This is a genomic window from Streptomyces kebangsaanensis, from assembly GCF_001906585.1.
In the GTDB taxonomy this organism is placed as follows: domain Bacteria; phylum Actinomycetota; class Actinomycetes; order Streptomycetales; family Streptomycetaceae; genus Streptomyces; species Streptomyces kebangsaanensis.
Map to the genome: position 1 here is coordinate 35,126 of NZ_JUJA01000053.1, position 14,925 is coordinate 50,050.

Annotated in this window: 13 protein-coding genes; 3 read left to right on the top strand and 10 right to left on the bottom strand. The window is 72.0% G+C overall.

Going from position 1 to position 14,925, the window contains the following annotated elements; genetic code table 11:
• A partial coding sequence (locus tag RH94_RS42690) for a hypothetical protein (RefSeq protein ID WP_234425607.1) occupies positions 1-374 on the top strand: 374 nt, incomplete at its 5' end.
• A gap of 36 nt (positions 375-410) precedes the next feature.
• Here RH94_RS42690 and RH94_RS07625 read toward each other — a convergent pair.
• The 5 genes from RH94_RS07625 to RH94_RS07645 form a co-directional block, all read right to left on the bottom strand.
• Entirely contained in the window at positions 411-1,040 is a 630-nt protein-coding gene (locus tag RH94_RS07625) for a hypothetical protein (protein WP_073946867.1), read from the bottom strand.
• A 68-nt stretch (positions 1,041-1,108) separates the two neighbouring features.
• Complete coding sequence (locus RH94_RS07630) at positions 1,109-1,810, bottom strand: ribonuclease HII (protein WP_073946868.1); 702 nt, start codon at positions 1,808-1,810, stop codon at positions 1,109-1,111.
• Between the two features lie 66 nt (positions 1,811-1,876).
• On the bottom strand, positions 1,877-2,785 hold the full coding sequence (locus RH94_RS07635; RefSeq protein WP_073946869.1) for an ADP-ribosylglycohydrolase family protein: 909 nt from the start codon (positions 2,783-2,785) through the stop codon (positions 1,877-1,879).
• 3 nt (positions 2,786-2,788) lie between these two features.
• A complete protein-coding gene (locus tag RH94_RS07640; protein ID WP_073946870.1) occupies positions 2,789-3,457 on the bottom strand; it encodes a histidine phosphatase family protein in 669 nt (222 codons plus the stop codon).
• Between the two features lie 62 nt (positions 3,458-3,519).
• Positions 3,520-4,125, bottom strand: a complete 606-nt coding sequence (locus RH94_RS07645) for a YdbC family protein (protein ID WP_073946871.1) — start codon at positions 4,123-4,125, stop codon at positions 3,520-3,522.
• 155 nt (positions 4,126-4,280) lie between these two features.
• Between RH94_RS07645 and RH94_RS07650 the strand changes: the two genes are divergently transcribed.
• Positions 4,281-4,814, top strand: coding sequence for a TerD family protein (locus tag RH94_RS07650; protein WP_073946872.1), 534 nt, complete (start codon positions 4,281-4,283; stop codon positions 4,812-4,814).
• A 66-nt stretch (positions 4,815-4,880) separates the two neighbouring features.
• Here RH94_RS07650 and RH94_RS07655 read toward each other — a convergent pair whose 3' ends face one another.
• A complete protein-coding gene (locus RH94_RS07655) occupies positions 4,881-7,763 on the bottom strand; it encodes a vitamin B12-dependent ribonucleotide reductase (protein WP_073946873.1) in 2,883 nt (960 codons plus the stop codon).
• 160 nt (positions 7,764-7,923) lie between these two features.
• Complete coding sequence (gene nrdR / locus RH94_RS07660; protein ID WP_073946874.1) at positions 7,924-8,478, bottom strand: transcriptional regulator NrdR; 555 nt, start codon at positions 8,476-8,478, stop codon at positions 7,924-7,926.
• Positions 8,479-9,045: 567 nt separating this feature from the next.
• Between nrdR and lexA the strand changes: the two genes are divergently transcribed.
• Positions 9,046-9,825, top strand: a complete 780-nt coding sequence (gene lexA / locus RH94_RS07665) for a transcriptional repressor LexA (protein WP_073946875.1) — start codon at positions 9,046-9,048, stop codon at positions 9,823-9,825.
• Between the two features lie 166 nt (positions 9,826-9,991).
• Here the strand turns inward: lexA and RH94_RS07670 are convergent, their stop codons facing one another.
• From RH94_RS07670 to RH94_RS40675, 3 genes are all read right to left on the bottom strand, one after another.
• Entirely contained in the window at positions 9,992-11,968 is a 1,977-nt protein-coding gene (locus tag RH94_RS07670; protein ID WP_073946876.1) for an ATP-dependent DNA helicase, read from the bottom strand.
• A gap of 81 nt (positions 11,969-12,049) precedes the next feature.
• A complete protein-coding gene (locus RH94_RS07675; RefSeq protein ID WP_073946877.1) occupies positions 12,050-12,790 on the bottom strand; it encodes a GNAT family N-acetyltransferase in 741 nt (246 codons plus the stop codon).
• A 53-nt stretch (positions 12,791-12,843) separates the two neighbouring features.
• A complete protein-coding gene (locus RH94_RS40675) occupies positions 12,844-14,697 on the bottom strand; it encodes an IucA/IucC family protein (RefSeq protein WP_073946878.1) in 1,854 nt (617 codons plus the stop codon).
• Positions 14,698-14,925 lie beyond the last annotated feature (228 nt).

Here is a 14,925-nt window from a genome sequence, read left to right on the forward strand (position 1 = left end):
CCGCCGACGGCTGGATGCTCCGCAACGCGCTGCTCGCCCAGCTGCGCCGGGTCATCCCGCACGATCTGCGGCGCCGCACCCCGGTGCGCACCGCCGTACTGCTCTACTGCCGTGACGGCGACGCACGCTGGACGGAGGAGGACGGCGCGTGGATGTGGGGTCTGCGTGACGCCTGCACCCTGCACGGACTGCGCTGCGGGGCGTACATCACACTGACCCGGGACGGCTGGCAGGTCCTCGGCGAGGGCCGCGGGGGCCGTCGGCCGAACGCGGACTCGACACCCGAGTCCTTCGGTACGGCCGAGTTGCCGCCCCCGCCGCCGCGCACCGGAGGGGTGGCCTCCGAGGTGCTGCGCCGGGCGACGGCCCGCTGACGCCGTCGGCGACACCTACGGTGTGCCGACGGCGGCTCAGACCCGCGTGCCCAGCACCGAGTTGATCTGTTGCGGGTCGCCGCAGACGATCAGCAGCGCGCCGGCCCGGGAGTGGGCCAGGGGCAGCGCCGTGGCGGCGACGCCGTCGGTGCCGCCGTTGACGGCGACCACGACCACGGGGCGGGAAGCGGCACGGGAGACCGCGGCGGCGTCCGCGTAGAAGACGTCGTCGCGCGCGTCGTGCTGCGCCCAGTAGGACGCCTCGCCGAAGGACAGCTCGTGCACGGCCCACGGGTGCGGCTCACCGGTGGTGATCACCAGCACGTCGCCGGGGGCACGGCCCGACTCCAGGAGCAGGTCGACCGCCTCCTCGGCGGCGTCGAGCGCTCCCTGGGCGGAGGCCGGGATGAGCTGGATCTGCGGGGTCGCCGAGGCCGCGGGGGCAGCGGGCCCCGACGGTCCGGGCTTGGCCGCGGCCCCTTCTCGCGACGCGCGTTGCGCCGGCGGCGCGGGCCGCACGGGGCCGGGACGACCGGGGCGCGGCGGAGCCGCGGGGCGGGGGCCGGGAACGGGACGAGGGGTCGGCGCGGTGCGGCCGGCGGCCGGAGTGGCGCGGGGACCCTGGGCACTCTCGTGAATCTGAGGCTCCTCGGGAATGAGAGGCATGGGCTGATTTTTATCAAACATTGGTGCGGCTCGCGTGGGCGGGTCGCCCATCGGGACGAGTGGAGCGGTCAGAAGTCGAAGCCGAGCTGGCCCTCGACCTCCGAAGCGGCTCCGTCCACCCGGACTCGGACCTTCTTGAGGTGCCGCCACCGGGGCAGCGCATCAAGATACGCCCACGACAACCGGTGGTACGGGGTGGGTCCCCGCTCCTCCAGCGCGGCCTTGTGCACGGGCGACGGATACCCGGCGTTGGCCGCGAAACCGAAGTCTGCATGGTCGATACCCAGTTCGGCCATCGTTTTGTCACGGTGGACCTTGGCGATCACCGAGGCCGCCGCGACGGCCACGCACGACTGGTCGCCCTTGACGACCGTACGGACCCTCCAGGGGGCGCCGAGGTAGTCGTGCTTGCCGTCGAGGATGACGGCGTCCGGACGGACCGGCAGTCCTTCCAGCGCGCGCACCGCCGCGAGCCGCAGCGCGGCCGTCATCCCCAGGTCGTCGATCTCCTCCGCGGAGGCATGGCCGAGGGCGTACCCGGTCACCCACTCCCGCAGCTCCGCGGCGAGTTCGGTGCGTCGCTTGACGGTGAGCAGTTTGGAGTCGGTGAGCCCCGCGGGGGGCCGGCGCAGTCCGGTGATCGCCGCGCAGACGGTGACGGGACCGGCCCACGCGCCGCGCCCCACCTCGTCGACACCGGCAATGACCTTCGCTCCGGTCGTGGCTCTGAGGGAGCGCTCGACGGTGTGAGTGGGTGGTTCGTACGGCATGGCGCCCTTAGCGTACGCTGCCGGGATCCGGCCGCAACACCCTGGTCGGGCAAGCGTCCCGACCCGTCACAGCGATGTCGGCACCCATTCCGGCAGCGCCTCGGTGCGCTCGACCCACTCGGCCGGCGGAGTCCCCGCCTTCCCCGCGGCGAGCACACCGCCCACTATGGCGCAGGTGGTGTCGACGTCGCCGCCGGCCCGTGCCGTCGTCCAGAACGCGTCCTCGAAGTCCCCCAGGCACCGGGCGGCCGACCAGAGCGCGAAGGGCACCGTGTCATGGGCGGTCGTACGCCGCCCGCAGCCCAGGACCGCGGCGACGGTGGCCGCGTCGCCGTAGTCGAGCATGTCGCGGGCACGCCGCAGACCGGCGCCGACGGCACTCCTGGCCGGAACGAGGGCGATGACGCCGTCGAGCAGTGCCTCCGGGCTCGGCGGGCCGCCGGGTGCGGCGGCCAGCGCGGCGGCCGCGGCGACGGCCATGGCCCCCACGACGGCCTCGCGGTGCTGGTGGGTGGGGTAGGCCGAGATCTCGGCCTGGTGGGTGGCCTGCTCCGGGTCGTCCGCGTACCAGGCGCCCAGCGGGGCGATGCGCATCGCGGCGCCGTTGCCCCACGATCCCTGCCCGTCGAAGAGCGCGGCGGCCAGCTCCCGCCAGTCGCCGCCCTCCCGGACCAGGCGCAGCAGACGGTTGACCGCGGGGCCGTAGCCCCGGTCGAAGTCGTGGTGACGGGCGAACGACCGGGCCAGCGCGTCCTGGTCGATGCGCCGGTGGGCGGCAAGCACGGCCACCACCGAGCAGGCCATCTCCGTGTCGTCCGTCCACTGCCACGGGCCGGACGGCAGCTCGCGGCGCTTGAGCAGCGGGTGGTTCACCGGCACGAAGAACTGCGAGCCCAGCGCGTCCCCCACCGCGAGTCCGCGCACGCTGGCGAGGGCGCGCTCCAGGCGTCCGCCCGGTGAGGCGTCAGGGGTCATCGCTCAGTCGCTCCATCCGGTGATCCCGTACGGTTCCGGTTCCCGCCAGCGGTCGTACGGGCGGTCCAGCGTGTACTTGCCGTCGTCCCCGAGAACGAGCATCCGCACCTCGGCGTTCCCGGGGTTCGACAGGGACTCGAATTCCGCGACGGTCCAGTGGAACCAGCGCATGCAGAACAGCCGCATCGCCAGGCCGTGGGTCACCAGGAGCACGTTGGGCGGGTGGTCGGGTGCCTCGAAGCTGCGGAACAGGCTCTCCAGGAAGTTGCCGACCCGGTCGTAGACGTCGGCCCCGGACTCGCCCTGGGCGAAGCGGTAGAAGAAGTGCCCGTAGGCGTCCCGGTAGGCCTTCTGCAGGCGTACGTCGTCGCGGTCCTGCCAGTTGCCCCAGTCCTGCTCGCGCAGCCGCGGCTCCTCGCGCACCCGTATGAGGTCGGGGTCCAGCCGGAAGGAGCGGAGGGTCTCGTGGGTGCGGCGGTAGGGGGAGACGTACACGCTCACGCGTTCCCGCCCGAACAGCTCCCGCAGCGCCTTGCCCGTCTCCTCGGCCTGCCGCCGGCCCCGCTCGGTCAGCGGGAGCGCGTGGTCGGGCACGCGCTCGTACACGAAGTCATCAACATTGCCCGTTGACTCGCCGTGCCGGACAAGGACGATGCGCCGTGGTCGTGCCATGCCAAGACCCTAGATCGAGTGACGGCCGATCGAGGAGTCCAGGTGGCCTCATACGGCACAGGTCACACCGTCCACGTGCTCTCGAGCTCCACGATGTCGCCCGTGAGCGCCGCGACGTCGGCCTCCGTCCGGGCGCGCAGCGCGAGGCGCTCCACGCGCTCGGTGCGGTACTTGCCGTGCTCGGCGGAGGACTGCCACATGGACAGCACCAGGAACTCGTTGCCCGGGGCCTCGCCGAACAGGCCTCGGACCATGCCGGGCGAGCCGGCCATCGCCGGATTCCAGACCTTCTCCTGCATCAGCGTGAAGTGCTCGGCGCGCTCCTCGTGCACCCGGCAGAGGGCGACGCGCAGCAGGTCGGCGCCCGCGAAGCGCGGTTCGAAACCCGTCTTCACGTCGAACCGGTGGTCGAACAGCCGGACCCGGGCGTCCTTGAACGTACCGGCCTGGGCCGCCGCCAGCCGGTCGTGGGAGCGGGCCATGAAGGAGTCGTAGAAGGCACGGCTCTCCCAGAAGGCGAAGACGTGTGCCACTTCCGGCCGCTCCCGGCTCCACCCACCGCCCTGTCCCCGAAACCCCGGCTCCCCCAGAAGCCCCGCCCACTTCCGCTGCCCCCGCTCGAAGCCACGGCGGTCCACCACGGTGCAGCGAATCCACTTGACCAGCACCGCGCCATGGTAAGGCCCAGGAGCGTGGCACCGGTCACGTCCGTGGGGACAGCGCCCGCGCAAGCGCCCCCGCGCACGTGGCACGATGGCAACAGGCGCCCATGGAAGGGCAGTTGAGGCAGGAGGGCGCACGGGCCAGGAGAAGGGGGAGTTCCGTGAGCGGGTTCAGCAAGGGGATGCGCAGGGCAGAGGTCGCGCTCAAGTGGGATCCGAGTCCGGCGGGGCAGCCGCCCACCGACCTGGATGTCGTCGCCGCGACCTACCGGGCGGGCGATCCGTACGGCGACCCGGCGTACGTGGTCCACTTCGACAGCCGTTCTCCCGACGGCACCATCCACCTCGACCGGGACAGCAGGGACGGCCTGGGCTTCGGGTGGGACGAGGTCATGACGCTGGAGCTCGACCGGCTCGACGACCGGTACGCGCGCGTGGTGGTCGGCGTCGTCGTCCAGCAGCGTCCCGTACGCCGCACCTTCGCCGACGTGCTCGGGCCGGGACTGCGCGTCCGTGAGGGATACACCGTGCTCGCCGAGGACGACTTCGCCGGTGTGCCCGGCGCGACGGCGGCCGTCGTCGCGGAGTTCTCGCGGGACGCCTCGGGGAGCTGGGGCTTCCGCCCCGGCCTGCACGGCTTCGACGACGACCCGGACACCTTCACGCGCACGATGGGCCGCGCGCACCCGGCCTGACCGGACGGAAGGCCGGGGGCACCGGTCCGCAACCGGCGCCCCCGGCCTCAGGGCGTGCCCGTCGGATCAGCTGCAGCCGCTCGTCGAGCCGCAGCCCTCGCAGATGTAGCAGGAGCCGGCCCGCTGCATCTTCGTACCGCAGGAGAAGCACAGCGGGGCGTCGGCCTGGATGCCCAGCTGCATCTCCACCAGCTCGGCACTGGTGTGCGCCTGCTTCGGGGCGGGCTCGGCCGCCTCGGCCTTCGGCGTGGCGACCGTCCTCAGGTCGGTCTGCAGCGGCGCCGACTGGGCCAGGCCCTCGACGTCGAGCTCGTCGTCGATCGGCTCGTAGGAGCCGGTCTCGAGGTGGCGCTGGCGCTCCTCGGCGGAGTGGATGCCGAGCGCGGAGCGCGTCTCGAAGGGCAGGAAGTCCAGCGCCAGGCGGCGGAAGATGTAGTCGACGATCGACTGCGCCATCCGCACGTCCGGGTCGTCGGTCATGCCGGCCGGCTCGAAGCGCATGTTCGTGAACTTCGAGACGTACGTCTCCAGCGGCACGCCGTACTGCAGGCCCACCGACACGGCGATCGAGAAGGCGTCCATCATGCCCGCGAGAGTGGAGCCCTGCTTGGACATCTTCAGGAAGACCTCGCCGAGACCGTCGTCCGGGTAGGAATTGGCGGTCATGTAGCCCTCGGCGCCGCCGACGGTGAAGGAGGTGGTGATGCCGGGCCGGCCCTTGGGCAGGCGCTTGCGGACCGGGCGGTACTCGACGACCTTCTCGGCCTTGGGCCCGGCCGCGGCGGTCTCCTCGGCCTTCTCCTGGACGGGGGCCTTCTTCTTGGCGGAGAGCGGCTGGCCGACCTTGCAGTTGTCGCGGTAGATGGCGAGCGCCTTGATGCCCAGCTTCCACGCCTCGAAGTAGATCTCCTCGACCTCTTCGACGGTGGCCGACTCCGGCATGTTGACCGTCTTGGAGATGGCGCCGGAGATCCACGGCTGGATCGCGGCCATCATGCGGACGTGGCCCATCGGGGAGATGGCGCGCTCGCCCATGGCGCAGTCGAACACCTCGTAGTGCTCGTGCTTGAGGCCGGGGGCGTCGATCACGTTGCCGTGCTCGGCGATGTGGGCGACGATCGCCTCGATCTGCTCCTCCTGGTAGCCCAGGCGGCGCAGGGCCTGCGGGACGGTGCCGTTGACGATCTGCATCGAGCCGCCGCCGACCAGCTTCTTGAACTTGACCAGCGCGAGGTCGGGCTCGACACCGGTGGTGTCGCAGGACATGGCCAGGCCGATGGTGCCGGTCGGCGCGAGGACGGACGCCTGCGAGTTGCGGAACCCGTTCTTCTCGCCGAGGCTCAGCACGTCCTGCCAGGCCTCGGTGGCGGCGGCCCAGACCGGGGTGTCCAGGTCGTCCATGCGGACGGCCGTGGTGTTGGCGTCGGCGTGCTGCTTCATCACCCGCAGGTGCGGCTGGGCGTTGCGGGCGTAGCCGTCGTACGGGCCGACGACCGCGGCGAGCTCGGCGGAGCGCTTGTAGGCGGTGCCGGTCATCAGGGAGGTGATGGCACCGGCAAGGGCGCGGCCGCCGTCGGAGTCGTAGGCGTGGCCCGTCGCCATCAGCAGGGCGCCGAGGTTGGCGTAGCCGATGCCGAGCTGGCGGTACGCGCGCGTGTTCTCGCCGATCTTCTGGGTCGGGAAGTCCGCGAAGCAGATGGAGATGTCCATCGCGGTGATGACCAGCTCGACGACCTTCGAGAAGCGCTCGACGTCGAAGGACTGGTCGCCCTTGCCGTCGTCCTTCAGGAACTTCATCAGGTTCAGCGAGGCGAGGTTGCAGGACGTGTTGTCCAGGTGCATGTACTCGCTGCAGGGGTTCGAGCCGTTGATGCGGCCGGACTCCGGGCAGGTGTGCCAGTGGTTGATCGTGTCGTCGTACTGGATGCCCGGGTCGGCGCAGGCCCAGGCGGCCTCGGCCATCTTCCGGAACAGGCTCTTGGCGTCGACCTGCTCGATGACCTCGCCGGTCATCCGCGCGCGCAGGCCGAACGTGCCGCCCTGCTCGACCGCCTTCATGAACTCGTCGTTCACACGGACCGAGTTGTTGGCGTTCTGGTACTGGACGGAGGTGATGTCGTCACCGCCGAGGTCCATGTCGAAGCCCGCGTCGCGCAGAGCGCGGATCTTCTCCTCCTCCTTGACCTTGGTCTCGATGAAGTCCTCGACGTCCGGGTGGTCGACGTCGAGGATGACCATCTTGGCCGCGCGGCGGGTGGCACCGCCGGACTTGATGGTGCCGGCGGAGGCGTCGGCGCCGCGCATGAAGGAGACGGGACCGGAGGCGTTGCCGCCGGAGGAGAGCAGCTCCTTGGAGGAGCGGATGCGGGAGAGGTTCAGGCCGGCGCCGGAGCCGCCCTTGAAGATCATGCCCTCTTCCTTGTACCAGTCGAGGATCGACTCCATGGAGTCGTCGACGGACAGGATGAAGCAGGCAGAGACCTGCTGGGGCTGCTTGGTGCCGACGTTGAACCAGACAGGGCTGTTGAAGCTGAAGATCTGATGCAGGAGGGCGTAGGCCAGCTCGTGCTCGAAGATCTCGGCGTCGGCGGGCGAGGCGAAGTACTTGTGGTCCTCTCCGGCCTTCCGGTACGTCTTCACGATGCGGTCGATCAGCTGCTTGAGGCTGGTCTCGCGCTGCGGGGTGCCGACGGCACCGCGGAAGTACTTGCTGGTGACGATGTTGACCGCGTTCACCGACCAGAAGTCGGGGAACTCGACGCCACGCTGCTCGAAGTTGACCGAGCCGTCGCGCCAGTTGGTCATGACGACGTCACGGCGCTCCCAGGCCACCTCGTCGTACGGGTGTACGCCGGGGGTGGTGTGGATGCGCTCGATACGCAGCCCCTTGCCGGCCTTGGCACCCTTGGCTCGGGAGCCTCGTGCCGGGCCGCTCGCCGTCTCTGTCATGCCGCCTCCCTGTACGGGCGAAAACGCCCTGAAGTGCCCCTGTTGTTCCGGAGCACGGTGTTCTGTCTGGCATCGCGGGCACCCTCGCTGCCGCCCGCGACCGGTCTTGCTCGCCGCCGCCGAGCCGGGTCCGGACGCGCCGTCCGGGCCGGCCCGCCGATCAGCCGGCGGCGCTCACGGGCGCCGGGACGTCGGCCGTCCCTCCGCGCCCGCGGTCGTCTTCCTGGCTCCCCGCGCCCGTGCCGTCGCCGTTCCGCGCGGCGGGGCGCTCCGCCTCTTCCCTGAGTTCCGCGATGGCGGCCTCGAAGTCCTCGAGCGAGTCGAACGCCCGGTAGACGGACGCGAACCGCAGATAGGCGACGAGGTCGAGCTCCCGCAGGGGGCCGAGTATGGCGAGCCCCACCTCGTGGGCGGCCACCTCGGCGCTTCCGCTGGCGCGCACCGCCTCCTCGACCCGCTGGCCGAGCTGGGCGAGCGCGTCCTCGGTCACGGGCCGTCCCTGGCATGCCTTGCGCACACCGTTGATGACCTTGGTACGGCTGAACGGCTCGGTGACTCCGGACCGCTTGACCACCATGAGCGAACACGTCTCCACGGTCGTGAACCGCCGGGAGCAGTCGGGGCACTGGCGGCGCCTGCGGATCGACGTGCCGTCGTCCGTCGTACGGCTGTCGACCACACGGCTGTCGGGGTGCCTGCAGAAGGGGCAGTGCATGGACTCCAACCCTCCTCACAGCAGACTCAATGGCCTCGCTGGGTCTCAGGGGCCCCGCGAAGCAGCCCCAAGCATAGGCGATGATCAGCGAACCGAAGACCAGGGACCACAACCTGTGGGTTGCTGTAGCCATCCAACCACTAGATGTGGGGATTGGCTCTTCAGACACAGGGATTCACACGCGTCGCACGGACGCGGCCACGAGCCGCCTTCCCGCATCACCACGGAAAACACGCCGGTGCACGGCCGTACCGCCGGGACATTTGCGGGGATACCGTGGGCGTCGCACGGAGGACGCGCGGAACCGCCGCGCGGACGGGCACCGGGACCCGGTCGGCGGGACGCCGGGCCCCGGGCGGCGGACCGGGGCGGCAGCCCACGAGGCCGCCACCCGGCGGTGAACAGTACAGCAATCGACCCTTCCGTCCGCCGGATGCCATGAGGCCATACACCCAGGCACATGATCAAGTCAGTTACTCCACGGTTTTTCACTCGAACGTGTGTTTGGCGCAACCTTTCGAAAGCAACTACCGTTGTGCCGGAGGGAGACCACCGAGAGGGGCCGACGTGACCACCACCGCAGACAGTGCCACCATCACCGCCCAGGACCGCTCCCAGGGCCGACTCGAGCCGGTGCACGCGATGAACGAAGCCACGAATCCCGAGGGACCCAAGCGCTCCCTGCCGGGCCGACCTCCAGGCATCCGGGCGGACAGCTCGGGCCTCACCGACCGGCAGCGCCGGGTGATCGAGGTCATCAGGGACTCCGTGCAGCGGCGCGGATACCCGCCGTCCATGCGGGAGATCGGGCAGGCCGTCGGCCTCTCCAGCACCTCCTCGGTCGCGCACCAGCTGATGGCGCTCGAGCGCAAGGGCTTCCTGCGCCGTGACCCGCACCGCCCGCGCGCGTACGAGGTCCGCGGCTCGGACCAGACCGCCCCCCTGCAGCCGGCGGACACGGTGGGCAAGCCGGCCGCGTCCTACGTCCCGCTGGTCGGCCGGATCGCCGCCGGTGGGCCGATCCTCGCCGAGGAGTCCGTCGAGGACGTCTTCCCCCTCCCCCGGCAGCTGGTCGGCGACGGCGAGCTGTTCGTCCTGAAGGTCGTCGGTGACTCGATGATCGAAGCCGCGATCTGCGACGGCGACTGGGTCACCGTCCGCCGCCAGCAGGTCGCCGAGAACGGCGACATCGTGGCCGCGATGATCGACGGTGAGGCCACCGTCAAGCGCTTCAAGCGCGAGGACGGTCACGTCTGGCTCCTCCCGCACAACGCGGCGTACGAGCCGATCCCGGGCGACGACGCGACCATCCTCGGCAAGGTGGTCGCGGTGCTGCGGCGCGTGTGACGACCATCGCGGCGGGCGGGCCACACCCACCCGCCCCCTGATCGGGCCCCGGGACCCCTGCGCCGGTTCCGGGGCCCTGTGCTGTGCGGCCGCGCCCCTGACGGCGGAAAAACCCGGCCCGGCCGGCCGTGGGGGTCTGACCCGGCGCCGGGTCAGACCCCCACGGTCACTCGCCCTCGGACTGCCCGGCCGCCGCGTCGATGGCGGCCAGCGACTTGCGCACCTGGTTGCGGTCCGTGGTGTACCAGAAGTCGGGCAGCGACGCCTTCAGATAGCCGCCGTACCGGGCCGTCGCCAGGCGCGGGTCCAGTACGGCGACCACGCCCCGGTCCCCCGAGGCCCGTACGAGACGCCCGGCGCCCTGGGCCATCAGGAGCGCCGCGTGGGTGGCGGCCACCGCCATGAACCCGTTGCCGCCGGCGTCCTCGACGGCCTTCTGCCGGGCGCTCATCAGCGGGTCGTCCGGACGCGGGAACGGGATCTTGTCCATGACGACCAGCTGGCAGCTGGGCCCGGGGACGTCGACGCCCTGCCAGAGGGACAGCGTGCCGAACAGACAGGTCCGCGGGTCCGCCGCGAAGTTCTTGATCAGCTCGCCCAGCGTCTCCTCGCCCTGGAGCAGGATCGGGAACTCGGGGATCCGCGTGCGCAGTTCCTCCGCGGCGAGCTGGGCGGCCCGCATCGAGGAGAACAGGCCGAGCGTGCGCCCACCCGCCGCCTGGATGAGCTCCGTCAGCTCGTCCAGCATGTCCCCCCGGTCGCCGTCCCGCGCGGGGCGCGCCAGGTGCTTGGCGACGTACAGGATGCCCTGCTTGGGGTAGTCGAACGGCGAGCCGACGTCGATGCCCTTCCACTGCGGTACGTCGTCGCCCTCCGTGCCCTCCGGGGCCAGACCGAGGGAGGCGCCGACCCCGTTGAAGTCGCCGCCGAGCTTGAGGGTCGCGGAGGCCAGGACGACGGACCGGTCCGCGAAGAGCTTCTCGCGCAGCAGGCCCGACACGGACATGGGAGCGACGCGCAGGGAGGCTCCGAAGCGGTCGTGGCGCTCGTACCAGACGACGTCCCACTCGGAGCCGTTGCTGATGCGCTCGGCCACGTCGTGCACGTTCTCCACGGAGGCCAGCGCCTGTTTGCGGACGGCGTCCTCGTCCTGGACGGACTTGTCGCGGGTCGCGCCGAGCGCCGAGATGACGTTGCGGGAGGCGTCCCGCAGCGCCAGCAGCGCGTAACCGAGGTCCTCGGGCACCTCCTCCAGCCGGCCCGGCAGGGCGAGTTCCATCAGCCGCTCGAAGCCCTCGGCGGCGGTCTGCAACTGGTCGGCGGTCTTCTCGTCGACCAGCTTCGCGGCACGGCGCACCGCGCGGTTGACCTGACCGGGCGTGAGTTCGCCGGTGGCCACGCCCGTCACCCGGGAGACCAGCTCGTGGGCCTCGTCGACGATGAGCACCTCGTGCTGCGGGAGGACCGGCGCGCCCTCGATGGCGTCGATCGCGAGGAGCGCGTGGTTGGTGACGACGACCTCGGAGAGCTTGGCGTGTTCACGGGCCATCTCGGCGAAGCACTCGGCGCCGTAGGGGCACTTCGAGGCGCCCAGGCACTCCCGGGACGAGACCGACACCTGCGCCCAGGCCCGGTCGGACACACCGGGGGTGAGGTCGTCGCGGTCGCCGGTCTCGGTCTCGTCGGCCCAGTCGCGCAGCCGCAGCAGGTCCTGGCCCAGCTTGCTGGTGGGTGCGGCCGCCTCGAACTGGTCGAAGAGCCCCTCCTCCTCGTCCTGCGGCATGCCCTCGTGCAGGCGGTGCAGACACAGGTAGTTCGAACGGCCCTTGAGCATCGCGAACTCCGGGCGGCGGCGCAGCAGTGGGTGCAGGGCGTCGACCGTGCGCGGCAGGTCGCGCTCCACGAGCTGGCGCTGCAGGGCGAGAGTGGCGGTGGCCACCACCACTCTCTCCCCGTGGGCGAGCGCGGGCACGAGGTAGCCGAGGGACTTTCCGGTGCCGGTGCCGGCCTGGACCAGCAGGTGCGAACCGTCGTCGATCGCGTCCGCGACGGCTTGGGCCATGGTCACCTGGCCGGGGCGCTCCGTACCGCCGACGGCTGTGACGGCGGCGTGCAGGAGTTCGGGGAGGGAGGGCTTCGTCATAGCGCGACCACCCTACGGCCCGGCGCTGACAGACGTGCGGTCAAGGCGGGGAACCGGGTCCCGGTACCTCCCGGTTCGCTGTCACAGCACGTCACGCGAGGACCTGTCCCGGATCATGAGGGCGGCCCGTTTGGCGGGCAGGTCGACCTCGGCGGCGAACCGGAAACCGGCGCTGAGGAAGGCGGCCACCGAGGGGGCGTTGCGAAGGTCGGGCTCCGCCACGACGCGGGCACAGGTGAAGCGCTTGTCGAGCACCAGGTCGGCCACGGCTCTGAGCAGGGCCCTGCCGAGCCCCCGCCCGCGGTCGGCGACACCGCCGATCAGGAGGTGGACACCGGTGTCGTGCGGCCGGGCCGGATAGTGGCGGGCCAGCGGGTCGAGATCGGCCCGGTAGATCTCCCAGTAGCTCATCGGCCTGCCTTCCAGCAGGCCGACGCAGGGGACGCTGCGTCCGTCGCCGTCGAGTTGTGCGAGCAGATGGGCCTCGGTCACGCTCTGGGCTCCCGCGAGCTGCCAGAACTCCGCGACGGCCGGGTCGTTCATCCAGCGGCTGATCACCGGCAGGTCCCGCTCGACCCGGACCGGGAGCAGCTGGAAGGCACCGACGGGGGTGGTGGTGGGGCCCCAGTCGCCGACGCCGCCGAGAAGGTCGGCCTTGGCCGCGGTGCCGGTCCCGGTGACCTCCGCGAGGAGCGCGCCGAAGTCGTCGGGCAGCCGCAGGTCGAGCGTGTCCTCGCCGTCGGTGCCCGCCGTGGCCGGCTGGGGGCCGGCGGCGGTGGTGGGGGCGTGCCCTGCGGCGGCGCCGGCGTCGGTGGGAGGCATGGCGCGCTCCTCTCGGAAGACGGGTCTGCGGGAGACGGGAGTCGGTGGGCGGGTCACAGGTGCAGGGGGTTGGCGATGGTGACGTAGACGGACTGGGTGTCGACCGGGCCGACGAGTTCGTCGAGGCCGTGCAGCCGGGTCAGCAGGTTGGCCTTGCAGCGCAGGACCGGGGAGTCGAGCAGCCGGGCCGGCAGGGTGGAGCGCGTGCGTGCGGGCCCGGAGGCGGCGTCGCCGAGGAAGCGGCGGAAGGCGGCCAGCAGCAGCCGTTCGTCGGCGAGCCGCCCGGAGCCGAAGGCGCCGATGAGACCGAAGACGTTGTTGACCGCGAGGTAGTAGGCGAAGCGTTCGTCGGTGACGTCGTCGGCGACGAAGGTGTCGCTGCGCCCGCCGATGCCGGGCAGCCGGGCGTCGAGTTCCGCGTGCCGGGAGGCGCGGAAGTAGTAGCCCTGGTTGTCGCGGTAGCGGCCGCCCGCGGGCCAGCCGTCGGCGTCCAGCAGGAGGAGCGTGTTCTGCTGGTGGGCCTCCAGGGCGACTCCGGCTTCTCCGTCCAGCCACAGCACGGGGCGGACCACCTGTTCGAGGTAGCGCAGGAACCACTCGGCGGCGACGGTTTCCGGGGGGCGGCCGGTGCGGGCGGCGAGGTGTGCGACGGCCACGGCCAGGCGGGACCGCATGGCCGTGGCCGCGCCGGCTCGGGGGTACGGCCGGGGTGCCACGAGTGAGGCGACGCAGGAGACGTCGTCCGACGGGCCGAACGGGTTGTGCCGGATCATCACGTCCAGCCCGGGCACCGGGGATCCGTCCTGTCCGTCGACGGCCAGCCAGGCCGGGTCGCGGACGATGTCGAAGCCGGGGTGCGCCGCGCGCCACTGCCGGGCGAGGCCGCCGCGCAGCAGACGGTGGACCTCGACGCCGCGGTGCAGTTCCTTGCGGAGGTTCTCCCGGCGGGAGTTGGTGATGCGCAGGCCCAGTGACAGCTTGAGCATGGCGGGGGCGCCGGTGCGGTGGACGGTGCGCACGGAGGAGGTGGGGTACCAGGCGGGGCCGTGGGGGCCCAGGTCCTGGAGGAGTCCCGCGTCCAGCAGCGCCGCCGTGTCCGCGCGGTGCCGCACCTCCCGCGACTGCCACGGGTGCAGCGGCAGGGCGGCGTACCCGTCGGGCAGGGGCAGTCCCGCGCCGGCGAGCCGGGCCGTGAGCCGTTCGGCGGGAACGGGCCGGCCGCGCTCGGTCCAGGCGGAGTCGGTGGCGAGTACGGAGCGGGCCACTGCCATCCAGCACAGCGGGAAGGAACCTCGCAATTCGGGTGAATAGGGACGGACTTCGGCTTCCGACAGGCCTTCACGGCTCTTCGGGGTCGGGTGCAGCGGGTGTCCGAGCAGGAGGGCCTGTTCCGCTGAGAGGAAGAGGTCGGGTCCGTCCGTGGGACGCCGCCGGCGGTCGTGGAGGAAGAAGGCGGTGCGGCGGACGGAGTCGGCGACACGGGCGACGAGATCGACGGTGTCGGCGCCCGCGCCGGTGGGTGCCTCCCGGGCGAGCAGGGCGGCGACGGTGACGGCGTCGGCCGGCGGGGCGTCCTGCGGGGCGTCGGCCAGGTACGGGGGGCCGAAGCGGTGCCAGCCCGTCGGGGACCAGTGGCGGACCGGGACGAACAGGGCCGTACCGCTGGCCGGGAGGGGGACGACGAGAGGGCCGTCGCCGGGGTCCGGCGTGCCGGTCTCGCGCGCCCAGCAGCGCAGGAGGTTCTCCACGGCCGCGGCCTGGGCGGCGGTGTGGGGGTCGGGGTGCTCCAGGGGGTCGGAGGGATCGTCCCGGCGCTGGGCGGGCGATGCCCTTCTCGGCTGGTGAGGGACGGTCTCGGTCGCGTCGTGGGACTGGGAGAGGCCGTGGGGTGTGGGGGTGGCGTTCAAGACGGCTCCTCGTGGGGCGGTTCGGGTCGTCGGGGTACGGCGGGGTGAAGCGGCGATACGGCGATACGCCGGCTCGGCGGCTCGCACCGGGCCGGACCGGACCGGACCGGTGGGGGCGGGGCGCCGGCGGTCCCTGGAAGCCGCCCTCCCCTGCGACCCGCTCGGTCGTCGCGGGCGCCGTGCGCTACCCCGCCCCCTCCGCGGCTCCGGCGGGTCGCGGCTGCCTCC